At 61.8% G+C, this 24,369-nt stretch carries 24 protein-coding genes and 2 pseudogenes; 11 read left to right on the top strand and 15 right to left on the bottom strand.

Annotation, left to right across the window (positions count from 1 at the left end):
* Positions 1–319: 319 nt before the first annotated feature.
* The 3 genes from rpsT to mutM form a co-directional block, all read right to left on the bottom strand.
* Complete coding sequence (rpsT, locus tag PARACOCCUSGL_RS0106785; protein ID WP_010394551.1) at positions 320–589, bottom strand: 30S ribosomal protein S20; 270 nt, start codon at positions 587–589, stop codon at positions 320–322.
* A gap of 148 nt (positions 590–737) precedes the next feature.
* The gene (locus tag PARACOCCUSGL_RS0106780; protein ID WP_010394550.1) at positions 738–1,514 is read right to left on the bottom strand and encodes an enoyl-CoA hydratase; all 777 of its coding nucleotides are present in this window, start codon (positions 1,512–1,514) and stop codon (positions 738–740) included.
* Positions 1,515–1,634: 120 nt separating this feature from the next.
* Positions 1,635–2,480 (bottom strand): bifunctional DNA-formamidopyrimidine glycosylase/DNA-(apurinic or apyrimidinic site) lyase, encoded by an 846-nt coding sequence (mutM, locus tag PARACOCCUSGL_RS0106775; RefSeq protein WP_010394549.1) that lies wholly within the window; start codon positions 2,478–2,480, stop codon positions 1,635–1,637.
* A 99-nt stretch (positions 2,481–2,579) separates the two neighbouring features.
* Between mutM and ubiE the strand changes: the two genes are divergently transcribed.
* From ubiE to PARACOCCUSGL_RS0106755, 4 genes are all read left to right on the top strand, one after another.
* A complete protein-coding gene (gene ubiE, locus PARACOCCUSGL_RS0106770) occupies positions 2,580–3,332 on the top strand; it encodes a bifunctional demethylmenaquinone methyltransferase/2-methoxy-6-polyprenyl-1,4-benzoquinol methylase UbiE (RefSeq protein WP_010394548.1) in 753 nt (250 codons plus the stop codon).
* The gene (gene ubiB, locus PARACOCCUSGL_RS0106765) at positions 3,333–4,868 is read left to right on the top strand and encodes a 2-polyprenylphenol 6-hydroxylase (protein WP_010394547.1); all 1,536 of its coding nucleotides are present in this window, start codon (positions 3,333–3,335) and stop codon (positions 4,866–4,868) included. It begins immediately after the preceding gene.
* 64 nt (positions 4,869–4,932) lie between these two features.
* On the top strand, positions 4,933–5,751 hold the full coding sequence (locus PARACOCCUSGL_RS0106760) for a TIGR00282 family metallophosphoesterase (protein WP_010394546.1): 819 nt from the start codon (positions 4,933–4,935) through the stop codon (positions 5,749–5,751).
* A gap of 102 nt (positions 5,752–5,853) precedes the next feature.
* Positions 5,854–7,632, top strand: coding sequence for an SLC13 family permease (locus PARACOCCUSGL_RS0106755; RefSeq protein WP_010394544.1), 1,779 nt, complete (start codon positions 5,854–5,856; stop codon positions 7,630–7,632).
* A 23-nt stretch (positions 7,633–7,655) separates the two neighbouring features.
* Here the strand turns inward: PARACOCCUSGL_RS0106755 and PARACOCCUSGL_RS0106750 are convergent, their stop codons facing one another.
* The 3 genes from PARACOCCUSGL_RS0106750 to PARACOCCUSGL_RS0106740 all read right to left on the bottom strand — a co-directional run bounded on the left by PARACOCCUSGL_RS0106750 (position 7,656) and on the right by PARACOCCUSGL_RS0106740 (position 9,592).
* Positions 7,656–8,489 carry a lysophospholipid acyltransferase family protein gene (locus tag PARACOCCUSGL_RS0106750; RefSeq protein ID WP_010394541.1) on the bottom strand — a complete coding sequence of 278 codons (834 nt, stop codon included), beginning with the start codon at positions 8,487–8,489 and terminating at the stop codon, positions 7,656–7,658.
* Positions 8,486–9,265 (bottom strand): GNAT family N-acetyltransferase, encoded by a 780-nt coding sequence (locus tag PARACOCCUSGL_RS0106745; RefSeq protein ID WP_010394538.1) that lies wholly within the window; start codon positions 9,263–9,265, stop codon positions 8,486–8,488. The genes PARACOCCUSGL_RS0106750 and PARACOCCUSGL_RS0106745 overlap by 4 nt, the downstream gene beginning before the upstream one ends.
* Positions 9,266–9,406: 141 nt before the next feature.
* Positions 9,407–9,592 carry a DUF3553 domain-containing protein gene (locus PARACOCCUSGL_RS0106740; RefSeq protein ID WP_010394536.1) on the bottom strand — a complete coding sequence of 62 codons (186 nt, stop codon included), beginning with the start codon at positions 9,590–9,592 and terminating at the stop codon, positions 9,407–9,409.
* Positions 9,593–9,632: 40 nt separating this feature from the next.
* Between PARACOCCUSGL_RS0106740 and PARACOCCUSGL_RS0106735 the strand changes: the two genes are divergently transcribed.
* Entirely contained in the window at positions 9,633–10,289 is a 657-nt protein-coding gene (locus PARACOCCUSGL_RS0106735; RefSeq protein ID WP_010394535.1) for a histidine phosphotransferase family protein, read from the top strand.
* A gap of 77 nt (positions 10,290–10,366) precedes the next feature.
* Here PARACOCCUSGL_RS0106735 and PARACOCCUSGL_RS0106730 read toward each other — a convergent pair whose 3' ends face one another.
* On the bottom strand, positions 10,367–11,638 hold the full coding sequence (locus PARACOCCUSGL_RS0106730) for a glutamate-5-semialdehyde dehydrogenase (protein ID WP_010394533.1): 1,272 nt from the start codon (positions 11,636–11,638) through the stop codon (positions 10,367–10,369).
* A gap of 444 nt (positions 11,639–12,082) precedes the next feature.
* On the opposite strand from PARACOCCUSGL_RS0106730, the gene PARACOCCUSGL_RS21980 reads away from it, so the two are divergent.
* From PARACOCCUSGL_RS21980 to PARACOCCUSGL_RS0106715, 3 genes are all read left to right on the top strand, one after another.
* Complete coding sequence (locus PARACOCCUSGL_RS21980) at positions 12,083–12,232, top strand: hypothetical protein (RefSeq protein ID WP_158004469.1); 150 nt, start codon at positions 12,083–12,085, stop codon at positions 12,230–12,232.
* Positions 12,233–12,658: 426 nt separating this feature from the next.
* The gene (locus PARACOCCUSGL_RS20360) at positions 12,659–13,798 is read left to right on the top strand and encodes a phage portal protein (RefSeq protein ID WP_010394530.1); all 1,140 of its coding nucleotides are present in this window, start codon (positions 12,659–12,661) and stop codon (positions 13,796–13,798) included.
* Positions 13,752–14,117 carry a hypothetical protein gene (locus tag PARACOCCUSGL_RS0106715; RefSeq protein ID WP_138918305.1) on the top strand — a complete coding sequence of 122 codons (366 nt, stop codon included), beginning with the start codon at positions 13,752–13,754 and terminating at the stop codon, positions 14,115–14,117. The genes PARACOCCUSGL_RS20360 and PARACOCCUSGL_RS0106715 overlap by 47 nt, the downstream gene beginning before the upstream one ends.
* A gap of 392 nt (positions 14,118–14,509) precedes the next feature.
* On the opposite strand, the pseudogene PARACOCCUSGL_RS20355 reads toward PARACOCCUSGL_RS0106715, so the two are convergent.
* The 5 genes and pseudogenes from PARACOCCUSGL_RS20355 to PARACOCCUSGL_RS22240 form a co-directional block, all read right to left on the bottom strand.
* Positions 14,510–15,455: pseudogene (locus PARACOCCUSGL_RS20355) on the bottom strand (transposase).
* Between the two features lie 201 nt (positions 15,456–15,656).
* The gene (locus tag PARACOCCUSGL_RS20350; RefSeq protein ID WP_369750409.1) at positions 15,657–16,133 is read right to left on the bottom strand and encodes a lytic transglycosylase domain-containing protein; all 477 of its coding nucleotides are present in this window, start codon (positions 16,131–16,133) and stop codon (positions 15,657–15,659) included.
* 8 nt (positions 16,134–16,141) lie between these two features.
* A complete protein-coding gene (locus PARACOCCUSGL_RS22675) occupies positions 16,142–16,363 on the bottom strand; it encodes a hypothetical protein (protein ID WP_369750408.1) in 222 nt (73 codons plus the stop codon).
* A 175-nt stretch (positions 16,364–16,538) separates the two neighbouring features.
* Positions 16,539–16,706: pseudogene (locus PARACOCCUSGL_RS22380) on the bottom strand (DUF736 family protein); the annotation flags it as partial.
* A gap of 159 nt (positions 16,707–16,865) precedes the next feature.
* The gene (locus tag PARACOCCUSGL_RS22240; RefSeq protein WP_202796772.1) at positions 16,866–17,147 is read right to left on the bottom strand and encodes a zinc ribbon domain-containing protein; all 282 of its coding nucleotides are present in this window, start codon (positions 17,145–17,147) and stop codon (positions 16,866–16,868) included.
* Between the two features lie 331 nt (positions 17,148–17,478).
* Here PARACOCCUSGL_RS22240 and PARACOCCUSGL_RS22580 point away from each other — a divergent pair, with 331 nt between their 5' ends.
* A complete protein-coding gene (locus PARACOCCUSGL_RS22580) occupies positions 17,479–17,607 on the top strand; it encodes a hypothetical protein (RefSeq protein ID WP_010394518.1) in 129 nt (42 codons plus the stop codon).
* Between the two features lie 335 nt (positions 17,608–17,942).
* Here PARACOCCUSGL_RS22580 and PARACOCCUSGL_RS21405 read toward each other — a convergent pair whose 3' ends face one another.
* Both PARACOCCUSGL_RS21405 and PARACOCCUSGL_RS0106685 read right to left on the bottom strand, forming a co-directional pair.
* Positions 17,943–19,952 (bottom strand): Hint domain-containing protein, encoded by a 2,010-nt coding sequence (locus tag PARACOCCUSGL_RS21405; protein ID WP_010394516.1) that lies wholly within the window; start codon positions 19,950–19,952, stop codon positions 17,943–17,945.
* Positions 19,953–20,424: 472 nt separating this feature from the next.
* Complete coding sequence (locus PARACOCCUSGL_RS0106685) at positions 20,425–21,339, bottom strand: LysR family transcriptional regulator (RefSeq protein WP_010394514.1); 915 nt, start codon at positions 21,337–21,339, stop codon at positions 20,425–20,427.
* A 177-nt stretch (positions 21,340–21,516) separates the two neighbouring features.
* Here PARACOCCUSGL_RS0106685 and PARACOCCUSGL_RS0106680 point away from each other — a divergent pair, with 177 nt between their 5' ends.
* Entirely contained in the window at positions 21,517–22,341 is an 825-nt protein-coding gene (locus PARACOCCUSGL_RS0106680) for an aldo/keto reductase (RefSeq protein ID WP_010394512.1), read from the top strand.
* 10 nt (positions 22,342–22,351) lie between these two features.
* Complete coding sequence (locus PARACOCCUSGL_RS0106675) at positions 22,352–23,530, top strand: MFS transporter (RefSeq protein WP_010394510.1); 1,179 nt, start codon at positions 22,352–22,354, stop codon at positions 23,528–23,530.
* A gap of 73 nt (positions 23,531–23,603) precedes the next feature.
* On the opposite strand, the gene PARACOCCUSGL_RS22375 is transcribed toward PARACOCCUSGL_RS0106675, so the two are convergent.
* Positions 23,604–23,828 carry a Hint domain-containing protein gene (locus tag PARACOCCUSGL_RS22375; RefSeq protein ID WP_010394508.1) on the bottom strand — a complete coding sequence of 75 codons (225 nt, stop codon included), beginning with the start codon at positions 23,826–23,828 and terminating at the stop codon, positions 23,604–23,606.
* Positions 23,829–24,369 lie beyond the last annotated feature (541 nt).

Raw genomic sequence — 24,369 nt, 5'->3', positions numbered from 1 at the left:
TGTCGGTAGCGGATCTCAATTTGATCCCGCTGCCCTCTGAATGTCGGTGGCAGACCGACACTTCAGAGCATGTCCCCCAGGTGCGACGTGAATCGCAGGGAACAAGCTAGCAAGAACCACAGCAGGCCAGCAACCGATCTTCTCGCTTGACAGCCACTTTGGCCGATCGAATCTCACAGAACCGCGACAGCGCCGTGACGGACCGTCAAGTTACTGAAAATTCAAACGGAAACTGGTGTTCGGCCATAAAGAAAGGCGCATCCGGGCTGGACGCGCCTATGGGCATCTCTATCAGGAGTTGCCAAAATGCCGCAGCGGCTTAGGCCGAAGCGAGGGCGTTCACGCGGCCGGCCAGACGCGAGATTTTGCGCGCCGCGGTGTTCTTGTGGACGATGCCTTTGGTCACGCCACGCATCAGCTCAGGCTGAGCGACGCGCAGGGCTTCGCGAGCTGCTTCGATATCGCCGCTGGCGATGGCCTCTTCGACCTTGCGCAGGAAGGTGCGGATCCGCGAGCGGCGTGCCTTGTTGATGGCGGTCCGGCGCTCAAGCTGACGCGCGCGCTTTTTCGACTGAGGCGTATTTGCCATGGGTTCTGTGTCTCCAAATCTCGTATCTCGGTTACGCAAAAGCCCACGGCACCGCCTGATCAGGCGGACATGATTCTTGCCTTAAGCGGGCCCACGCGCATGTAAGCCCGGGCCTATACAGCGGACCGGTGCAAATGCCAAGCGGGAATCACTTGTCGCGGAACTGCGGCTCACGCTTTTCCAGAAAAGCGGCCATACCTTCCTTCTGGTCCTCGGTTGCAAAGAGCGACAAAAAGCAACGCCGCTCAAACAGGATACCCTCGCGCAAAGTGGTTTCATAAGCGCGATTCACAGCCTCTTTCGCGGCCATGATGGCAATTTGTGACTTCTCGGCGATCTTCTTGGCGGCGGTCAGGGCCTCAGGGATCAGCTTTGCTGCTGGAACCACCCGGCTCACCAGGCCCGAGCGCTCAGCCTCGGCCGCATCCATGAACCGGCCGGTCAGGTGCATTTCCATGGCCTTCGACTTGCCGACAAAACGGGTCAGTCGCTGGGTGCCACCGATACCGGCGATCACGCCCAGATTGATCTCGGGCTGACCGAATTTCGCGTTATCGGCACAGATGATAAAGTCGCAGGCCATGGCAAGTTCACAGCCACCCCCTAGGGCATAACCTGCGACGGCCGCGATGATCGGCTTGCGCGTCGCGGTGATGCGATCAACCTGCGCGCCGAAAAGATCGCCCGTATAAACATCGACAAAGCTCTTGCTGGCCATCTCTTTGATGTCGGCCCCTGCGGCAAAAGCCTTTTCGCTGCCGGTCAATACGATGCAGCGCACTTTTTCATTCCGGTCGGCCTCGGCCAGGGCATCGCCCAGCTCGTCCAGCAGCTGTGAGTTCAGCGCATTCAATGCCTCTGGCCGGTTCAATCGGATCAGCGCCACATAGTCGTCGATCTCAACGGTGAGGGTCTGGTAAGCCATCGACTCTTCGCCTTTTGCAAACAAGCTGACCGCGAGTTCTAGCAAAAGCACAGTGGCAAGACCAGCATTGCTCTTCCGTGCTGCAAATATCCCCGCCGGAGGCAGCCGCCGCAGGCGGCTTTACCTTTGACAGACCGGGCAAAAATAGCTCGACCGTCCCGATTGCACGATCCGGGCGATGGCGCCGGTACAGCCAGGGGTCGGGCAGGGAGCCCCCTCGCGGTCATAGACGCGAAAGGAATGCTGGAAATAGCCAAGCTCTCCCGTCGCCTGCCGGTGATCGCGAAGCGATGAACCGCCTGCGGCGATTGCTTCCTCAAGTACCGCCCGGACATGATTGACCAGCGCCGCTATCTCGGCCTCAGCGACCGCGCCTGCCAGGCGGCGCGGGTCGATACCGGCACGGTAAAGCGCCTCCGAGACATAGATATTGCCAAGCCCAGCCACGATTCGCTGATCAAGCAGCGCCGCTTTGATCGGCATGCGCCGCCCGGCAAGGGCCTGTAACAGCTTTTCTGGCGTAAAGGTGTCCGACAGCGGTTCGGGCCCCAGATGGGCTAGTAGCGGGTGGCTCTCTCCCGGGGCGACCAGATCAATCAGGCCGAATCGCCGCGCATCGTTAAAGGTGATGCGCGTGCCCTCCTCGGTCCACAGCACGACATGGTCGTGGCGCGGCAGAATCGCCGGGTCGCGATGAAAGTCGCCCTGACTTTCCCCCTCGATCAGCATCCGCCCCGACATGCCCAGATGCAAAAGCAGGCTGCCGCGATCCTCAAGATCGGCAAGGATATACTTTGAGCGTCGGCGCAGACCCGTCACCCGCGCACCGGTCAGCACCTGCACCATATCGGGGGGCAGGGGACGGCGCAGATCGGGGCGGCGGGCCTCGGCGCGGGTGATGATGCGGTTTGTCAGATGCGGCTCAAGGCCGCGCCGGACGGTTTCGACCTCTGGCAGTTCTGGCATTTTCTTCCTGTTCGTCGCATGGTGCGGCCGCGTCCCCTGCTATGGCGCGCGGCGCACTTTAGGACTATCTGGGCGCGAAACGACGGATGGACAAGCGACATGATCCCTGAGGAGCCAAAGAATACCCATTTCGGCTTTCGCACCGTGGCCGAAAAGGACAAGGCCGGGCTGGTCCATGGCGTCTTCTCGCGCGTCGCCTCGCGCTATGATGTCATGAATGACCTGATGAGCGCCGGCGTTCATCGCCTGTGGAAGACGGCGATGATGGACTGGCTGGCGCCGCGCGACGGTCAGCACCTGCTGGATGTGGCGGGTGGCACCGGGGATATCGCCTTTCGCTTTCTCGAACGTGCGCCGGGGGCACGCGTCACTGTCTGTGACATGACCGAATCGATGCTGGTCGAGGGGCGCAAGCGCGCCGAGGCCGGCAAGCTTGCCGAGCGTCTTGCCTGGGTCACGGGCGATGCGATGCAGCTGCCCTTTGCCGATAACAGCTTTGACCGCTACACGATCAGCTTCGGCATTCGTAACGTCACCCGCATTCCCGATGCGCTGGCCGAGGCGCGGCGCGTGCTCAAGCCCGGCGGGCGGCTGATGGTGCTGGAATTCAGCCAGATGCCGGTGCCGATGCTGCAATGGCTCTATGACCGCTATTCCTTCAACGTGATCCCGGTGATGGGCCAGGTCGTCGCAGGCGACCGCGACAGCTATCAGTATCTGGTCGAATCGATCCGCCGCTTTCCGGATCAGGAAAGCTTTGCCGCGATGATCCGTGAGGCGGGCTTCGGCCGTGTGCAATGGCGCAACCTGTCCATGGGAATCGCCGCTCTGCATTCCGGCTGGAAGCTCTGAATGCGCGGGCCGCATAACATCTGGCGCCTGATCCGTACCGGCGCCACGTTCGAGCGTACCGGCGCGATGAAGGTTGCGCTGGATGCGATGAATGCACCCGCCCATATCCGGGTCGCGGCGCGTATCCTTGGCTGGCCCTTTGCCTGGCTTGGCTACAAGGGCGATCCGAACCTGCCACCTGTTACCCGCGCGATTACCGCGCTGGGGCCGGCCTATGTGAAATTCGGCCAGATCCTCTCGACCCGCCCCGATGTGGTGGGGATCGAACTGGCCAATCAGCTTTCCATGCTGCAGGACCGGCTGTCGCCATTTTCACAGGATCAGGCGCTGCGCACCGTCGCTGCCGATCTTGGCCGTCCGGTCGGGACGCTGTTCAGTGAATTCTCTGAACCTGTGGCTGCGGCCTCGATCGCGCAGGTTCATCGCGCGCGGCGCATCGACAACGGACGCGAGGTCGCGGTCAAGGTGCTGCGTCCGGACATCGAGGCGGCCTTCCGCCGTGACATCGACGCGTTCCATTTCGCCGCTGCGATGATCGAGGCGCTGTCGCCCGCGACCCGTCGTCTGCGCCCGCGCGACGTTATCAGCCATTTCGAATCGGTTGTCGCCGGAGAGCTGGACCTGCGGCTGGAGGCCGCATCCGCCTCGGAGTTCGCCGAGAATACCTCGGGCGATGAGGGCATGGCCGTACCTGTCCCTTACTGGCATCTCAGCGCCCGGCGTGTGCTGACGACCGACTGGGCCGAGGGCATTCCGATGGGCGATATCGCTGCGCTCAAAGAGGCCGGCCATGACTTGCCAGCCTTGGGCGGGCGAGTGTTGCAGCTGTTTCTGCGCCACGCGCTGCGCGACGGTTATTTTCATGCCGACATGCATCAGGGCAACCTGAAGGTGGCAGGCAATGGCGATATCGTCATCTATGATTTCGGCATCATGGGTGAGATCGACGAGTATACCCGGCGGGTCTATGCCGAGATCCTGATGGGCTTTATCCGCCGCGATTATGAGCGGGTGGCGCGCGTGCATTTCGAGGCGGGCTATGTCCCGCGCGACCGCGACATCCGAGAGTTCGCCCGTGCCCTGCGTGCGGTGGGCGAGCCGATTTTTGGCGCCGATGCCAGCCGCATCTCGATGGCCAATCTGCTGGCCTATCTGTTCGAGGTCACCGAACGTTTCGGCATGGCCACCCGGACCGAACTGCTGCTGCTGCAGCGTACGATGGTGGTGGTCGAAGGGGTCGCGCGCTCGCTTGATCCGCAGATCAACATGTGGGAGGTCGCGCGGCCAGTGGTTGAAAGCTATATCCGCGACAATCTCGGCCCTCGGGCGGCTGCGCGCGATCTGACCCGCGCCGTGCAGGTGCTGGGCCGCTTTGCCCCGCTTTTGCCCGAGTTTCTTGAGCGTCGGATGCCCGAACTGCTGCGCGAAACCCCAGCGCCTGCGCAGCCGGGCAAGGGGCGCGGCTTTTGGGGTGGCGTCGTGCTGGGCGCGGTCGTTGCCCTTGCAGGGGCGGTGTTGGGCGCATGGCTGCTATAGTTCCCGCCATCATGCGGCCGACGGGGCTTGAGCCCACCTCGGCTTTCGCCTAACCCATTCAGCCATGCGTATTCTCTATCTTGGCGATGTAATGGGGCGCGCGGGCCGGCGCGCGGTTGCTGAGGGGCTTGGCCCGCTCAAGGAACGTTTGGGTGTCGATTTCACCATCGTCAATGGTGAGAACGCATCAGGCGGCATGGGACTGACCGGAGGTCATGCCAAGCTGATCCTTGATGCCGGTGCCGATTGCATCACTCTGGGCGACCATGCTTTCGACCAGAAAGAGATGCTGTCCTTTATCGAGGCAGAGCCGCGCATCATCCGGCCGCTGAACTACTCAAAGGCCGCCCCTGGCCGGGGTGCCCGGGTCTTTGAGGCGACGCGGGGCCGCAAGGTTCTGGTGGCGCAGGTGCTGGGGCAGGTTTTCATGAAGCGGCCCTTTGATGATCCGTTCTCGGCCATCGAAGCGGTGCTCAAGGCGCATCCGCTGGGCGGGCTCGTACAGGCCAGCGTGGTCGACATCCATGCCGAGGCTACCAGCGAAAAGATGGCGATGGGTCACTGGTGCGATGGCCGCGCCAGTCTGGTCGTCGGCACCCATACCCATGTGCCGACTGCCGATACGATGATCCTCAATCGCGGCACGGCCTATCAGACCGATGCCGGGATGTGCGGCGATTATGACAGCGTGATCGGCATGGATAAGGCCGAGCCGCTGCGCCGCTTTCTGACCGGAATGGTGTCCGAGCGTTTCGCCCCCGCCGAGGGCGAGGCGACGCTGTCGGGCGTTCTGGTCACCACCGACGACCGCACGGGTAAAGCCGTGGCGGTCGAGCCGGTGCGTCAGGGTGGCAGGCTGGCAGTTACGCAACCCTCTGTCTGATCCGCGTCTGTTTCCGGCGCTTTAACTTGCCGCGGCGGGGAAAATAATTCTATCTCCCATCGAAAGGGCCGTGATTTCGCGGCGCTATGGAAACAGGTTGGCATGTTGGGTTTTGAACTGACCGGCTCCACTGCGGCTGTCACGATGCTGATTATCGTGACGGTCATGTTTATCGAGTTTATCCGCGAACGCCGCCCGCCAGAGGTCATTGCCATCGGCACTGCGGCGGTGCTGATGATTTTGGGTCTGTTGCCGGTCAAGGACGCAGCTTCGGTGCTGTCGAACTCGGCGCCCTGGACGATCGCCTTCATGTTCCTGATCATGGGGGGGCTTCTCAGGACCGGTGCGCTTGAGATCATGTCGCGGCTGGTCACGGCGCGGGCTGACAAGCATCCCCGGCTGACCCTGTGCGGGCTGTTTGGCTTTGTCATTGTCGCCTCTGCGATCATGAACAACACACCCGTCGTGGCGGTGATGATCCCGATTTTTATCCAGCTGGCGGTGCAGCTTGGCACCTCGCCGTCGAAATTCCTGATGCCGCTCAGCTATTTCACCATTCTGGGCGGGATGATCACGCTGATCGGGACCTCGACCAACCTGCTGGTCGATGGTGTTGCGCGCGAAGCGGGGATGACCCCCTTTACCATCTTCGAGATCGCACCGGTCGGCATCGCCATCACCCTTGCCGGGATTGCCTATTTCGTGCTGATCGGCTGGAAAATTTTGCCCGAGCGTACCTCGCTTGCCGGATTTCTGGGTACCAGGCGTGAGATGAAATATTTCACCGAAGTCGCCGTCCCCGAGGATTCCAGCCTTGTCGGCCAGCCGGTCCTGACCGCGCCGATCTTCAAGCGTGATTCGGTGCGGGTGATCGACGTGCTGCGGGGCGATGCCTCGCTGCGCCGCAATCTGGAAGAGGTGGTGCTTGAGCCGGGCGACCGCGTCGTGCTGCGTTCGGAAATGGCTGAACTGCTTGAGATGCAGGCCAACAAGAACTTCCAGATGGTCGATAAGCTCAGCTCGGTTGCGACTGAAACGGTCGAGGTGCTGATCTCGCCCGGTGCGCGGCTGGTCGGGCGGCGTCTGGGCGACATGCGTTTGCGCCGTCGCTATGGCGTCTATGTGCTTGCTGCGCATCGCCGCAGCCAGAACATCGGTCGCCAGCTTGATGATCTGGTGGTGCAGGTTGGCGATACGCTGCTGCTGGAGGGGGCGCCCGAAGATATCGCCCGCCTCGCCGCAGATATGGAGCTGGTCGACGTCTCGCGCCCCTCGGCGCGGCCGTTCCGGCGCTCAAAGGCTCCGATTGCCATTCTGTGCCTGCTTGCGGTCGTGACGCTGGCGGCGGTGGATACGGCACCGATCATGGCGCTGGCCTTTGTCGCCGCGGCGCTGATCCTGATCACCCGCTGCGTCGATGCCGAAGAGGCGTTCTCTTTTGTCGATGCGCGGCTGATGGCGATGATCTTTGCCATGCTGGCGGTCGGAGCGGCGATGGAGCATACCGGCACTGTCAACCTGGTGGTCGAGGTTATTTCGCCCCTGTTGCAGGGCCTGCCGCCCTTTGCGACGCTTATCGCGGTCTATTTCCTTGGGCTTGTGATGACCGAGGTGCTGTCGAACAATGCGGTCGCCGTGCTTTTGACCCCGGTGGCGATTGCCCTGGCAAAGTCGCTTGGCCATGATCCACGTGCCTATGTGGTGGCGGTCATGTTCTCGGCCACCGTCGCTTTTGCCACGCCCATCGGCTATCAGACCCATCTGATGGTCTATGGCCCCGGCGGCTATCGCTTCAGCGATTTCGTCAAGGTCGGCGTGCCTCTGGACATCATCTGCGGCATTGTCGCCTGCCTGACCATCCCGCTGTTCTGGCCGCTGTAAGTTTGCCACCTGCCAGGCCGGGATCAGCCCTGCGAGAAACCCTCGCGGACGGCAGTCCCGGCCTTGGCGGCCAATGTCTTGCGGGTCTCACCCCCGACCGGGATCGGATCGTGCAGCCGTACGGTGACCGAGCCTTGCGGAGACTGCGCCAGCACCGCCAGCAGATGCGGCCCCAGATCCATGTCGCCCCACCACCCATAAAAGCGCGGATCGCGGCCTTGCGGCGCGTGATAGGTCGCGCTCATCGGCTGGATCGCCAGATCCTCGGGTAGCGAAGGGTCCAGAAAGCCCTGAAACAGCGTCGGTTTAAAGGGCAGCACACGCTGCCCGTCGCTGCTGGTCCCTTCGGGGAAAAACAGCAGGCGGTGGCCGGCGCGGGTGCGGGCGGCAAATTCCTCGGCCTGTTCGCGTGCCAGTTTGGGGTCGCGGGTGACGAAATGCGTATTCGTGACCCGGGTCAGGATATTGATGCCCGGCCAGCCCGCGACCTCGGCCTTTGAGACAAAGAACACGGGCATGGCCGCGTTCAGGACAAAGATATCAAGCCAGCTTGAGTGGTTGGCCACCACCGCGCCCGGGCCGCGCAAGGGCTGGCCGATGCAGCGCCATTTCAGTCCCAGGATCCACAGGCAGATGCGGCAGACGCCCTGAACCCATGGCCCGGTCAGGGGGCGGCGCGGGCCGGTGAACAGCCGCTCGGCTGTTCGCAGGGGTACGATCAGCAGGACACCGATCAATAGGACAAGGATGATCCCGCCGCCGCGCAATGCAACGCGCAGCCAACCCATGGCGCCGGGGCGCGGCAGGGCAGGCGGCGGCACCGTGTCCCGCCATGTGGCACGGTTGCCCTCGCTCATGGCCGTGGGCGGGTCTCGTAGAATTTACGGTGCTTTTCCGACATGGCCTTGGTGTCCACCATCAGAAAGACATCAGTTGTATTAAAGGCGTGATCAAGCCATGCGCCTTCGCCGACCATGCCGCCAAGCCGCAGATAAGCCTTGATCAACGCCGGCATCGCCTTCATCGCGGTGCGGCGGTCAAGCTGGTCGGCCGGGATCAGGTCCATGGCATGATAGCCATCGGCACGGGCATGGGGGCGGATCGTTTCAGGCGCCAGATGGTGATGATACAGCCAGCTCAGCGACTGGGCCAGCGCCCCGATATCGGTGCCGTGGAATGAGGCAACGCCGAACAGGATCTCGATCTCGCGCGCCAGCACGTATTCGGCCAGCGCGTTCCAGATCAGGAACATGCCAGATCCGCCGCGATATGCGGGATCAACGCATGAGCGGCCCAGTTCCAGCAGCGACCGGCCCGAGGTACGCAGCGGTGCCAGGTCGTATTCACTATCACAGTAAAAGCGGCCAAAGCTTTCTGCCCGCTCGCCCGACAGCAGGCGATATGCTCCGACCACATGGTCCAGATCATCGCGCGAACGGCGAGCATCGACCAGCACCAGATGATCGACGACGGGGTCGAACTCGTCACGTTCGAATCGGCCCTGATGATCGACCAGAGCACCGTCTCCGCCCAGCTCTTCGACAAAGACGCGATAGCGCAGGCGCTGCGCTGCCAGCAGATCAGCTTCGTCCGTGGCGAGACGGGTTGAGAAATAAGACGTTTCTGGCGTCATGGTTACGGCTTGGAACCCCGCCTTTTGTATCAGGGCCCGTGTCTAGGCGGGAGCACGAGACATTGCAACCGCTTAGCGCGGCTAATCACAGGATAACCGGTTGTGGCGATTGACTCGCGCTAAAGTTGAATTAGTCTAGCCTTATTGGTCGAATGGGTCAGTGGTGACGAGTTCAAGATGGATATGTTTGCCGTTGACTACCTGTTTGCCGGCATTAGCAAAATTGATGGTGATGCGATCTCCGATCCGCGACTGGACTTGTCCGGTCCCCCATTCGGGCGCCCCCGGGTGGCGTACGATCATGCCCGGCTCAAGGATTTCGTTCATCTCGCGCCCTTTTTACAACCATGATGCAGGCTAATTCCCCATGGATGATCTGACAATCCGCCACGTGCCCGACCCATCCGAGGCGCTATCACCCGAATATCTGGCGACGCTGGTCGCTGCCCGGATGTGCCATGACATCGTCTCGCCCTTTGGCGCGATCGGGAACGGGCTGGAGTTGTTGCAGCTTTCGGGCGCTTATCCGGGCATCGGGGCCAGCGCAGAGATGCAACTTATCGCCGATAGCGTCGATGCCGCACGGGCGAGGCTGCATTGGTTCCGCATGGCCTTTGGTCATGCCAAGCCGAACCAGCGCGTGGGCGTGCCCGAACTGGCGTCACTGCTGGCCGCGGACGAAAAAGGTGGCCGGTTGCGCATCCGCCTTGAGGCCGGGGGCGACCTGCCCCGGATGGAGGCGCGTATGATCCTGCTGGGGCTGATGTGCTTTGAGACTGCCTTGCCCTGGGGCGGCAGTGTGCTTGTCTGCCGGGGCGCGCAGGGCTGGCGACTGATGGCCGAGGCCAGCCGCGTGCGTCAGGACCCGGCGCTGTGGTCGTGGCTTGACCTGACAACCGGCCGGGAACGACCCGAACCAGCCGCGTCAGAGGTGCATTTCATGCTGCTCTCGGCCTGCGCGCGCGCCGCCGCCCGTCCCCTCAAGTGGGAGTTGGACGATATCGGGGGTGAGATCTCGTTCTGACCGGCTGAGCTGTACGGGCTTATGCTGGAAAATACCTGAGGGATGCGCCATAAGTCAGCGCATCCCTTGTGTTTTCTTTAGGTGCGGACGGTGCCGTCACCGATGACCAGATATTTAAAGCTGGTCAGCTGTTCTGCCCCCACAGGCCCGCGCGCATGCATCTTGCCGGTGGCGATGCCGATTTCAGCACCCATACCGAATTCGCCGCCGTCGGCGAACTGGGTCGAGGCGTTGCGCATCAGAATGGCGCTGTCGAGCCCTTTGAAGAAGCGTTCGGCGGTCGCGTCATTTTCGGTCAGGACCGACTCGGTATGGCCCGAGCCAAAGCGACGGATATGGGCGATCGCCTCTTCCACACCATCGACCAGTCTGATGGCGATGATCTTGTCGAGGAATTCTTGCCCGAAATCCGAAGGCTCGGCGGGGATCGTACCCGGGATCTTTGCCAGTTCACCTTCGGCCCGCACCTCGACCCCGGCGTCCAGCAGATCCTGGACCAGGACTGTGCCGTGTTTGGTGTAGAACTGCCAGTCGATCAGCAGGCATTCAGCTGCGCCGCAAATGCCGGTGCGCCGGGTTTTGGCGTTCAGAACCACGCGGCGAGCTTTTTCAAGATCGGCGTCGCGGTCGGCATAAACATGGCAGATACCTTCGAGATGGGCGAAAACCGGCACGCGGGCCTCGCGCTGGACCAGTCCGACCAGTCCCTTGCCGCCGCGCGGCACGATTACGTCGATGAACTCTTGCGCCCGCAGCATTGCGGCCACCGCTTCGCGGTCGCGGGTCGGCACCATCTGGACCGCTGTCTCGGGCAGACCGGCCTGGCGCAGGCCGGTAACCAGCGCCTGATGGATCGCAGTCGCGCTGTTCAGGCTTTCGGATCCGCCGCGCAGGATCACGGCATTGCCAGCCTTTAGCGCCAGCGCCGCCGCATCCGCGGTGACGTTCGGCCGGCTTTCATAGATCACGCCGATGACACCCAAAGGGGTCGCCACGCGCTGGATATGCAGCCCGTTCGGCCGGTCCCATTCTGCAAGAACCCGTCCGACCGGGTCGGACTGTTCCGCGACTGAGCGCAGGCCATCGGCCATGGCGCGGATGCGGTCGGGATCAAGCTTCAGCCGGTCCAGCATGGCTGGCGACAGACCTTTTTCCCCGGCGTGGTGCATGTCCAGAATATTGGCGTCGAGGATCGCATCCCCGGCCTTCAGGATTGCATCGGCGGCACTGATCAGGGCGGCGTGCTTACGCTCGGCCGTGGCTTCGGCCAGCACCGAGGCGGCTTCGCGCGCTTTGCGGCCCATATCCGCGATCAGAGCATCGGCTTCGGAGTTGGTCAGGTCTTTCATCGCAGCGGTCTTTCCTTGCATGACGCATGAAATAGGCGTCGCCGGGCCGAAAAACCAGAGAGAAAGGAAAAGTGCAGGGATATGCGCGAAAACGCTAAGCGCATTGACCCTGCGAAGAAAGCGTCTTTCAGGAGCGGGGGACAGAAAGAGGGCATAGCGGGAACGATGCGCTTTACTGTAAACCAGAAATCCGGTGCCTGGCATGAGCCATGTAGCGATGAACCGGGCGTTCCAGCAGCGAGGTTTGAAGCCATCGGCCAAGCTGGTTCTGCTGGCGTTGGCTGACCGTGGCGCAGGTGCGGGGTGCGGGGTGTGAGAGTATGACACATGCTGCGCTTTGCGGCCCTGACCGGATCGAGTTTGTTGGCCTGTCGGCAAGCGGGCCGCGCTTGCCGTGATGCGCTGATCCCACTCGGAGCGCCTACTGCCTGTCCGGCTCGGTTCATGGTCCTGCTGATTGAGGATGATGGCGGCCAGACGGTGCTTTGGGACGGTGCCAGCTATATCCAAGCGATCCTTGAGGCGGAACGTTGCGCGGGTGACTGGCGGGTGCCGGTTCTTGTCCGGGGGGTGGTCTGGGCTTTGGGCCTTTAGCGGGGACCGGCGGGGGGGCCGGGCGCTACATTTGCGGGAAGTAGGCTTTCTGATTTCAGGTCAATGAGATGGAGAGGGCAGATGACGGGAAGGCAGAAAAACATGCTGGCGAAACAGGCAAAAAACGATCAACCACCACTGGATCGGTAGCGCATAGATTCAGTTTTGAAGCTGAACCGGCCGTTATGGGGTATGCGAGCCATCGCAGCATGCCTGGACGTTTCAGTCGATACTGCCCGCCGTTGGGCCGCAGATCTGGACAGTGGCATGCCCGTGCGCAGGCCCATGGGCCGGTGGTTTGCTGAAAGGGGCCAGTTGCTGGCATGGCGGCGTGGTCGCTGATGCATAAGTTTGCGACACATTTCTGCACTTTGCATGGTTTTGCCAGCTTCCGTCACCGCCATTGCCGGTCGCATAAACTGGTCCATGAGCATCTGGACCACCCTGCGCAAGACCTTCGCGCCCGAGAGGAAATCGCTGGCATCGCCTGACGCGGCGCTGGTTGAGGTATTCGGCGCGGAGGCGACCACGACCGGGATCGTCGTCAGCACCTCGGCTGCGCTGCGCGTCCCTGCGGTTGCCAATGCGATCCAGCTGATTTCGGAAGCCGTTGCCTCGCTCGACGTGACGGTGAAGCGGATCGAGGGCCAGACCGAAATCGACGTGCCTGAGCATCCGGTGCTGGCGCTGCTGCGCGATGAGGCAGACGACTGGATGACCGGCTTTGAGCTGATCCGCCAGATCGTCCGTGATGCCCTGATGAGCGATGCTGGCGGGCTGGCATGGGTCAACCGGGCCAATGGAGAGGAGCGGGAGATCATCCGCTATCGCCCGAGCTTCCTGCAATTCGACCTCGACCTTGAGACCGGCGAACGCCGCTATCGGCTCAACAATCGCCCGATCCCGGCCCGCGATGTGATCCACCTTCTGCCGCCGCTTGACCGCTGCCCGCTGTCGCTGGCGCGAGAGGCCATCGGGATCGCGGTTGCTCTGGATCGTCACGCGGGCAAACTGTTCACGCGCGGTGCCCGTCCCTCGGGGGCGCTGAAGATCCCGAAAGGTATGGGCGAGGAAGCGGTGAAGGCGGCGCGGGATGCGTGGCGCACGGCGCATGAGGACGAGGATCATGGCCGCACGGCGATTCTTTTCGACGGGATGGATTTCACCCCGTTCACCTTCAACTCGACGGACGCGCAGTTTCTGGAAAACCGCAAGTTCCAGATTCAGGAGATCGCCCGCGCCTTCAACATCCCCAGCCCGATGCTGGGCGATCTGGAACGTGCGACATGGAGCAACTCGGAACAGAAGGGCCGCGAGTTCCTGAGCTACACGCTTGCGCCGTGGCTGCGGGTCTTGATGACGACGCGGCGGATTCCCCGAGCGCTGTGTTTCCATCCGCCCGACAAGGTGCGGGCACGGACGAAGGCCGCGCCGCTTCCCCGTTTCAGGCCCGGCCCCTTGGCGGAGCGCGTGGCCTTGCCGCCCTTCGTGGTCGCCGCCGATCTGGAGCGGGGCAACGATGACGACGATGACCGCGACGAGAGGCCGCCTGATGCTGGCGGGTAATCATCTTGACCTGCGTGAAAAAACTTCTGGTCTTGCCGGCCTTCGGCGTGTCGGATCGGATGCGGCCGGGCTTCGGTCGGAAGCGAAATTCATCATCGGCGCTCAAAGACACGCCGCCGGCCGGAAATGCCGAAAACCGCCCGGTTTCGGGCCATGGTGCCGGCCGAAACCCTGTAAAGCCAAGGCGTTGCGCCATGACGCGACGCGCGGCGTCCAAAACCAAGGTGCCGCCAGCGCCGCCCCAAAACAGTGTGCAGACAAGGGCCTGCCCAGAAACCGCCGCCGCACGGTGCCGGTTTCCTTTATCTTGCCCTCTTAATCGGTCGTGTTTGGCGAGACTTTGCATCCATCGTCGTTTTTCCTTCAGGTTACGAAGATATACGCTTTTCTTGCAGGTATCACGCTGCTTCCTCCAGTCTTCGAGTTCCGATGCGCCTTGCACTCGTCCGCGCTTTGCGACGGGGTGTTCCGGCTGCATCTCGGCAGCGCCCGAACCGTCGCAGCGCATTTTTCCATCGGACTGACGAAGCATTGTCACAGGCACTCGGGCGCGGTCCGGTCGGTTGATGTCCGGTGCGGCCGCAGACAAGATATCGTGCGTTCCGTCGTTGATGGTCTGCATCGGTCTTCATCCGCCGGAGCGGAGCTCGTGTGTTCAAATGGCGTCCGTCACCTTGCGGACGCGATGCGTTTCAATTGCCGATGATCGGTTCATGCGTGCGCTCCCAGATGCTTGCGCGCCTTGATCTGCGCGCGCTTGGCCGCGTCGGTTTCAGCCTCCGTCTGATCGCCGACATAGAAGGTTCCGTCGCTCCACATGGCGTGCATGATCACCGCCAGCTTGCGTGCTACCGCCACCACCGCTTTGCGTTGGCAGGAACGTCTGGCGATCTGCTGGCCCTAGGTCTTGTCCTTGCCTTTGAAGAGGGTCATCAGACCGGACGCCGCCTCGTAGAGCGCGCGCCCGACATCGGCATCGCCGTCATGAAGGACAGCGCCATCACAGGTCAGACGCCGGGGATCGCCATGAAGCGGCGGCGCAGTTCGCTCTGCGCCACCATCTTAGCCGGCAATACTCCTTCCACAGCGCCGCCCGCGCCGTCAGCATGGCGTCCGTCAACTCGGCAATGAACGGATCATCCGCCGCGGCCTCGCGCACCGCCTGGTCGAACTTGCTGCGCGAGACGCCGCCGAGCTTGATCCCAAAACTCTTGAGCGAATGGCGGACGGCGTTCTCCAGGTCGAGAAACCTGCGTTTCAGGTTGCGCCGGTGTGTCAGAAGCAGGCGCATCCGGTAGCAACTCTCCGTTTTCACATGCGCGGCGCGGAACCCGCCGGTGCGCATGATATAGGCAATGCCGAGGGTGTCCTTCTCGTCGGTCTTGTTGCGCTGCGCCGACATCGCCGCACGTACATGCTGCGTCTCCAGGCAGGTCGCTGGCAGGCCGAGCTTCAGCAACTCCGGCTGCAGCCAGGGTGACAACGATCCCGCTTCAAGACCGACGCGCCTGAGCCGCGTCACAAACGGTTTCAGTACGGCGAACAGCGCATCCGGCTCGGTCGCGACCTTCACCGTCAAATGCACCTCGCCATGATTATCGACGACGCATACCGCCGTCTCCTCGGTCGCGACATCCAGCCCACAAAAGAATTCCATCGTCCGCCTCCTGCGTGGTTTCGGGGACGATACTTTAGCGCCACTCACGACCACTGCGCCCGCAGATGGGGCGCCTGGCAAATTACGGGCGGCCGTTCGCCCTTTCTGACCTTTCCGCCCTTCCAACTGGAAATGCAGCCAGGCGCGACCCTGCCTGACTGCACACCGAAACCAGCGCGAACAGACGCGGGAGCGCCATCGTCACGGCGCTCTCCCGTCGTCGGCCCGCGTGATGAACATGCCGCCGTCACGCGGCTCCGCATCGCGGCGCTCGCGCACCGGAACGGTCGGACGAGCGTCGCCTGATGTGCCGATGGTCTGCACCGGATCGGCGCTTCGCCTGGCGCTCGGACGCATGACGAAGAGCGGCGCATCGCGCCAGTCGGGCGGCGGTGGTGGTGCTGGCGCGGATGTTTCGGGTGTGACCGCGCTGCCCGGAACTGGCGCAAGCGCGGTGACATAGGCGCGCGTCTCGGCGGGCAAGGCGCGGCCGGTCGTGCGATGTTCGTCGTAGCGGCCGGGACCGGCATTGCAGGCCGCGAGCATTGCAGCGACATTGCCGTAACGGTCCCACATTGCGCGCAGATAAGCCGCACCCGCCATGATGTTGTCGCGGGGGTCATAGGGATCGCGGCCGAGGCCATGGCGTTCGCGCAGGCCCGCCCATGTCTCGGGCATCACCTGCATCAGCCCCATCGCTCCGGCCGACGGGATTGTGCGCTCTCGGCGCGCAGCACGGCGCGAATCCAGCGTTCGGGAGCGCCGAAACGCTGGGAGGCTTCGGTGATGAAGCCGGCATAGGGATCGACGGAATTCACGCCCGCCACTGGTGCGGCCTGCGCCGATACGGCGACCGGACAGGCTGTGATCACGAGTACGCCAGCCAGCATGAGACCGGCATATTGCACAATCTCCCTGTCTCGGCTCGCCCTCCAGCGTGCTCGCTGCGGTCAAGGGCAAGGCGCGACGTCGGCCAGAGGCTTCGCTGCGCGCGCCGGAGCGGGACGACGGGATGAGACGGCCTTTCTGCGAATAACGGGATGAGAGTTTTGAACGCGGAGATGACGCGATAGCGCATGGCTTTCAGTCCCGCCCGCCACGCGGAGCGGCTCCAATGCAGCGACCAGGCCGTCTTGTGTTGCCGTCCCGGAAAAAGTTGACGCGGATCGGCTGCGGCAAGGCGGGATCCTCGATCACCAGCGAAGTGTAGTCGCCGGCCTTTTCGCCGACATCCTTCCAGCCCGCGCCGACCTCCGGGCCATCTTCGACCCCGTGAAGGACGCGATAGGCGGGTGGCCTTGAGGCCGTCGATGCGGTCTTTCAGCGCCGGGTCGTCCAGATCGGCAATGCCCGCCTCGATAGCGCCATAGAGCCGCTTGAGGCGCAGTTCCGGTTCTGTGGCGCGCTTGCTCAACTCGGCGATATGCTCGCGGCGGCGCCCTGCATGTTCCTCCCTGCGGTTGAGTACAGCGGCAAGAACGGTTTCCAGCCGCTCAGGCTGAAATAGCTGTTTCTCAAGGTGATTGACGACAAGATCGTCCAGCTTTCCATCGGCACGGCCATGCCCTCGCAGGCGGTCGGACCCCGCCGCGCCTTCATCAAGCAGGCATAATAGCGATAGCGCCCGCCTTTGCCGGTGCGGATAGTCATGGCCTCGCCGCATTTGGCGCAATGGATCAGGCCGGTCAGCATGGTTGGGCCACTGATGACGCGGGCGGGTATGACCTTGGGATTGCGGGCTTTGAGCAGCTTCTGAACCGCCTCGAAAGTTTTGCGGTCGATGATCGGCGGGACGGGAACGGTAACAATCACGCTGACTGGCTTCAGTTCCTTGGCCTTGGGGCAGGACCTGTGGCAATGGCATAAGGACAGGCCAGAGAATTTCCGGCTTCATGCTGTTGCCTGCGAACGAATGGTTTAACTTGAATTCCTGCTCTCCAATCTTCAGCAGCCATGTCGCCGGAATGTCGGCGTGGACCGGGACGGGATCGTGGCTGCGGTGCATAGTCAGATGGCAAGAGCTATGTATCCACTGATCCGCGACACCAGTGCCGAGGCATGGCGCGATGCCGAGGCAAAGGTCGCACAGATGGCTGCGATCGAGGGGGCTGGCGGGCATGACCATCGCCGGGTTGTGGCGCATGGCCAGTAGCGGTTGCTGGATCTGCAACAGCGGGGATCTGCAACAGCGGGGCGAGGTGCTTTTACACCACGCCCGGCAAGTTCAGAGCAGGCGGTGCCGCAACCACCTGGCTGGTTGGCTCTGCCGAAGAGGTTGCCAATTCGCCGCGGGAATAAGCCAGGCAGGGGATAACCAGGTTCATCCTGTCCGACACGCCCTATCTGCAACAGACCGGGTATCAGGGCCGCATCCTGCTGCCGCTGTTGCGTGGCGAAACCGTGCCTGCCTGATTGCTAAAGCGTTGATCGCGTGCCGTCCAAATGGGCCAGGGCGGATGCCGTGACCCATTTGGCGTGCGGCTACGGTCAACACATCATCGGGCGATGGTTTTGCAGATGGCGGTTTGCAAGCTTGCGCGCGCGGCGGCCCGAAGGCAGGGGGCGGGCTGGGGCTGGTTCAAACCCTTGCTCACCCAGTTGCGGGAAAAGCGTAAAGATCTCGTCCCTAGCCGCCTTGCCGACCGCTTGCAGGGCCTGTGCACCTGTATAAAGCGACTCGGTCAGCGCACCGTTCGAGATCACGACCTCATGCCGGTCAAAGAGCATGTGGAAATATTCAACCTCGGTCAGGTCGGTAGCGATGTCGATACCGTCAAGCAGCAGCAATTGCCTGGCGGCGACCAGCACTTCTGTGGCGCCGAACATCTTTTGTGCGATGCGCGAGCGGACCAGCACCCGATGCTGCGGCGAAAGCACAAGGTCCGAGGACGGCGTCCCGTTCCCCAGCGCCCCGGCCCGGATGCGGATGGGGCGCAGCTTGGGGTTGGCCGCCAGTGCGCGGGCATCCAGCTTGATCGAGCCGATCCAGCGGATGGGCTGCATGCCGTTATCGGCAGTCTGGATAAGGTTGCCGGGCCGCAGATCCTCGATGCAGCATTGGCCGTGATCGGTTTCGATCAACGTGCTGCCAGCAAAGCAGGGTACGCCGGTGTTGTCGAAGGTCAGGTCTTCGGGTGCAACGGGGCTGCCGTTGTTTTCAAGTCTGACGTTCAGATAGGGCAGGCCGTTCTGGCCATCCAGCATGTTCAGCGTGCCGTCATCGGCCTGATCGGCCCGCATCCATTGCAGCGGGTTTTTATAATTCGTGCCGTGCAGTTTATTGTAGAGATCGAGATTGTAGTAAGAATAGCCCGCTTGGTGCAAGGCGATGAAGTCGTTGTTCGATTGGTCGCCGTCATGGATGTCCTGACCAGTGCCAGTATTAAAATCCGTGATCAGGACGTAGTCATTAGCAGGATCCAGGCCATTATACACGTAAAAATGGTCGAAACCTTCGCCGCCAGTTAAGGTGCTGTTTCCTCCGTGAAAAGAAAGAGTATCATTTCCCTCACCACCGTCCAGATAGTGGTCTCCGTACTGCGCAAATAGAAAATCGTTTCCGGCCCCGCCATAAACAGTGTCCTGACCGTACTCGGCGGTTATGATATCGTCGCCATCTCCACCTTCCATCCAGTCATTGCCGTATCCTCCGTAAAACAGATCGTTTCCTGGTCCGCCATACAGGGTATCGTTCCCGTCGCCGCCATATATGGTGTCATCGCCCTCGCCGCCATATACAAGGTCGTCGCCTGCTCCGGCATAAACAGTATCGTTTCCCAACCCTGCGTAAACGGTATCGTTGCCCGCCCCGGCCTCGATGTAATCGTCGTCTGATCCGGATTCACCAAAGCGACCAGTATTGTCCCCTCCGTCGATCACATCTCCATCGGGGTCGCCGGTGTAATTTGCGTCAATTAAATCGTCGCCATCCGTGCCTTGGACCTTGCCGTCCAGCGTTCCTTCCAACTTGCTTGCCGTAAGGTTATCCGGCGCGTCCGGAGAGCCTGTGGCACCGGAACCCGGCGCAAGATCGGTAGCCTCCCTGATTGATATACCCGTCGCGGTATAGCCAATAATCTGCCAATCACCCGGCGTGAGTTCGGCCCAGATGGCGAACATGGTAAAATTGCCGACGATCAGTGTAGATGAGCTGCCGTTTTCGCCGCCCTGCCAATCCAGCTCGGATTTATATCCAAGCATGATTTTGACTTCGCCATAGTCAACCCCGCCGTGAACGACCTTGGCTGTCTGCACCTGATCAAGACCGATTTCCTGACCTTGCGAGTTTTCGTACTTCTGATCCGGGCTTGAGCCGGGCGGATTATTCCCTCCGGTCGCCATATCATCCAGAGTTTGGTTGTAGTCGGAAAAGGTGATCCGGGTGGTGTCCAGCGAGGGGTCGTAGGTCTGGGACAGGACGAAATCACTGTCCGGATGTTCGGTGGTCGGCCCGCCGGAAATATTTTGCGAAGAGGTCAGCGTGAGCGTGTAAGGCATGGCGGCAGGGAACCTTCTGATCGATTGGTGCAAGTTCAGACAGAGGTAGTTTCAGGACTCAGCTGACAGGATGATCGTCAGTGCGGGCTACATAATTTCATGTGACCGCGGTATTTAATTACTCATTCTGGCGGAGGCCGGGTGAACAAGAAGCCGGCATATATATCTAATGTCCGAACGGCCTTCAAATCACATATATGTCAACCCATGGCGGGGCATATTTCCAAGTCGAAGAAATTTTAAGCAACCAATTGTAACTTATCAACATAATTTCTTTCTCTCGGCTGCGACTTCGCAATTCAGGGGTATCTTGACGCTACGTCATTTTCTGACTTTCCAAGCGGCGTCAAGTATTTTTCCGCCAGCAGTGGGGTGCTAATTGGCTGGGGGTGTTCGCATCCCGGGCCGCTGCATGAGGGCGCGGTTTTAAGCGGGCCTGGTGCCTTGCACAGCCACCGGCGCAGCAGCGGCTTCAATTCGCTGCCTTGATTTCCAGAAATGACCGCAACCTTGGTGTCATGAAGTCAAGAAAGGCCCGGACCCGGTGCGGCATCCGTTCACTGCCTAGAAACAGCGCGTGCACATCCTCGGTATCGCCTTCGACGGCCTCTGACAGCACTTCGACAAGCGCGCCGGAACGCAGGTCTTCGCGCACGTGAAACTCGCCCATATGTGCAAGCCCCATACCGGCAAGCGCCATCCGCCGCACTGTTTCGCCGTTATTGGCAAGCAAAGGCCCGCTGACACCACGGTCGAGGATTCGCCCGCTGTCGCGCAACGGCCAGACCGGGGTCGAGCGGCGAAAGTTGAAGCCCAGACAGGAATGATGGGCCAGGTCGTAGATTGTACCGGGCGTGCCGTGGCGGCGCAGATAGTCGGGCGAAGCGACGATTTTGCGCGGTGCGGTGCCAAGTTTGCGCGCCGTCAGGCTGGAATTCGCCAGCGTCCCTACGCGAAAGGCCACATCGGTGCGGTCCATGTACAGATCCACGATCTCATCGGACAGCGACAGGTCCACGACAATATCGGGAAACTCTTGCCAAAAGGCGGGAAGCAAAGGCTCGACCGCGACCATGCCAAAGCCGACCGACGCGGTGACCCGTATTGTGCCGGAAATGCGCGCCATGCCATGGGAAAGGTCTTGCTCGACGGCATCAAGTTCGGCCAGCAGGGATTGGCTGCGCTCATAATAGATGCGGCCTTCGTCGGTCACGGACAGTCTGCGGGTCGAGCGTTCGAGCAACCTTACCCCCAGTCGCGCCTCAATCCGGGCGACCAGCTTTGACACGGTCGAGGGCGTCATCAGCATCTGCCGTGCCGCCTCGGAAAAGCTGCCAGTATCGACGACGCGCAGAAAGACCTGCATCTCGCCCACGCGGTTGTCCATCCGGTCCCCATTGATGAAATCACTTCACAGATAATGTGCCAAGCTGGCGGATTATCAAGCACCGCCTTTGCATCTATCTGCAGGTTCATCAAACAGAACCATCCAGCCGCCCCGCCGTGCGAAGGTCGGCGTCTGACAGGCACTCGGTTGCCAGGCAGCATGAACAGGAGAAGAACGATGCAATATGTGAAAGCCCATGGCGCCGAGATTCCCGCGCTTGGCTTTGGGGTGTTCCGCATGTCGGACACCGAGGTTGAGGCCGTGATCCCCGCCGCGCTTGAAGCTGGCTTCCGTCATTTCGACACTGCCCAGATCTACCAGAACGAGGCCGCGCTTGGCCGGGCGCTGGTCAGTGCCGGTGCAAAACGGGACGAACTGTTTCTGACCACCAAGGTCTGGGTCGATAATTACAGCGCCGATCGCTTTGCCGCTTCGGTTGATGAAAGCCTGGACAAGCTGGGCGTTGATCAGGTCGATTTGCTGCTGGCACATTGGCCGGGCAATACGGTCCCGGTGGCCCAGCAGATTGAATGGCTGAATGAGGTGCAGGCTGCTGGCAAAACCCGGTTCATCGGCGTCAGCAATTATAACCGCAGCCAGTTGCGTGAGGCGATCTCGGTCAGCGAGGCACCGGTTGTGACGAACCAGATTGAGATTCACCCATATCTCGATCAGTCGGCTATGCTGGGCCTTGCCGCTGAGACCGGTACCGCCCTGACGGGTTATTTCGGCATGGCCGACGGCGCGGTTCCGGGTGATGAGCTGATCTCGCAGATCGGTGCGAAACATGGCAAAACCGCTGCACAAGTCGGCCTGCGCTGGCAGATCCAGCAGGGGATCATCGTTCTGTCGAAAACCGCCAAACCTGCCCGGGTGGCCGAGAATTTCGACATCTTCGACTTTACCCTCAGCGATGACGAAATAAAGGCGATTGGCGGTCTTGCCCGTGCCGATGGCCGTCTGGTCAGCCCCGAAGGTCTTGCCCCTGACTGGGCTGCATAAGGAAACCGCCATGACAACGCAGAAATTCAACTGGCCGCTGCTGGCGCTGGCCGTGGGTGCTTTTGGGATCGGGGTGACCGAATTCTCGCCCATGGGGATGTTGCCGGTAATTGCCGAAGGGGTCGGGGTCTCGATTCCTTCGGCGGGGCTTCTGGTCAGCGCCTATGCCATCGGGGTGATGGTTGGCGCGCCGGTGATGACCTTGCTTTTCAGTCGCTTTGGCAAGCGGACGGCATTGATGGCCCTGATGGGGATTTTCACCCTGGGCAATATCCTGTCTGCCTTGTCGCCGGATTACTGGACCCTGCTGATCTCACGCGTGGTGACCAGCCTTAACCACGGCGCATTCTTTGGACTGGGCGCGGTGGTGGCGGCCAGCGTCGTTGCCCCTGAAAAACGGGCAAGCGCGGTTGCGTCCATGTTCATGGGCCTGACCATTGCCAATATCGGCGGCGTGCCGGTGGCGACCTGGATCGGGCAACAGATCGGCTGGCGCGCGGCCTTTGCCGGTACCGCTGTTTTGGGGCTGCTGACCATTGCGGCGCTGTGGATGGCCCTGCCCAAAGGCGCACCCGGCGTGCGGCCTGAACTGCGGCGCGAGTTGCGTGTGCTGGCCCGGCCCGAGGTGGTCATCGCGATGCTGACCACGGTGATGGGCGCAAGCGCGATGTTTGCCCTTTACACCTATGTCGCGCCGATCCTGACGAAAGTGACCGGAGTGTCGGACGGTTTCGTCACGCTGGCGCTGGTGCTGATCGGGCTGGGCTTTACCATCGGCAACTGGTTGGGCGGCAAAGTTGCCGACTGGTCGCTTGACGGTGCGACGGCGATCTTTCTTGCCGCGCTGGCGGGGATCATGCTGATTTCGCCCCTGCTTATCAGCACCCCTGTCGGTGCGGCGGTCACCTTGCTGATCTGGGGTGCGGCGGCCTTTGCGATCGTGCCTCCGGTTCAGATGCGGGTCATGCAAGCCGCCCATGATGCGCCAGGCCTTGCCTCGTCGATCAATATCGGGGCCTTCAACCTTGGCAATGCGATTGGCGCGGCGCTTGGTGGTGCGGTGATCAGCGCGGGGCTGGGCTATGCCGCCGTTCCCGTTGCAGGTGGTCTGACCGCTGCGGCCGGGTTGGTGTTGGTCTGGCTGGGTCGTCAGCGTAGCGCCGCCAATGCGGTGACCTGCGAAGCCTGACAGACGAAAGCACAGCTGAAAAGCAGGGTCACGGTTGTTGCCGTGACCCTGTTCGCGTTTCTTACCGTTGCAATCAGCACATCACAGGACAGTGGTGCTGAATATGGCGGTTGGCCAGCTTGTGCGCCCGGGGCTGAGGCGAGACCATCAGGTCCGGACCTGGTGTGCCATTCCCCAAAGCCCCGGCGCGGATGCGGAGAGGGTGCAGTTTGGGACTGGCGGCCAATTCGGCCGGGCCAAGCTTGACCAAGCCGACCCAGTGAAGGGGTTGCAAACCGTTGTCGGCGGTCCGGGCCATACCCTCTCCTGGCTGCCAGCACATTCGATGAACGTGCGGCAGGTAAAGCAGACAATACTCGTTTCGAATATCCCGGTATAGAAACCTATCGGGGCGACGGGGTTTGTCTGTCGTGGGCTGCATACCGATAATCTCGACCCGTGATATCTGAGTGATATCCCTTCAGTCATGCGGGGTTGGTGCCCAGGGGCCAAAGAACAGGTTATCTGCATGAGCCTGCCGTCCTGCTGGGATGCGCTCGGATTGCCATTTTCATCGTGAACCGTGATGGCAAAGCGGGCGACCACAAAGGTATTATCCGGATGCCGTGTTGTCGGCGGCCATCAGGATCAGGACCAACGGCGTGCCTGGCAGATTGGTGCATATTGGTCAGATAGCCCGTGGAATGCACCTGGGGCTCAGGCCATGAGGTCGGCGTATCATTCCGGCCGCTGCATTTAGCACGCAAGCATTGACGTTCCCCTGTCGGGCGCAGCCAGAGAATAGTTCTCTCTTTCCTGCACGGGCTTTGGACCGACATTCCCCAAGTGGCCTGCCGCTT

The organism is Paracoccus sp. TRP (assembly GCF_000185925.1).
GTDB classification, from domain to species: domain Bacteria; phylum Pseudomonadota; class Alphaproteobacteria; order Rhodobacterales; family Rhodobacteraceae; genus Paracoccus; species Paracoccus kondratievae.
This window is presented reverse-complemented; position numbering and strand designations above follow the sequence as displayed.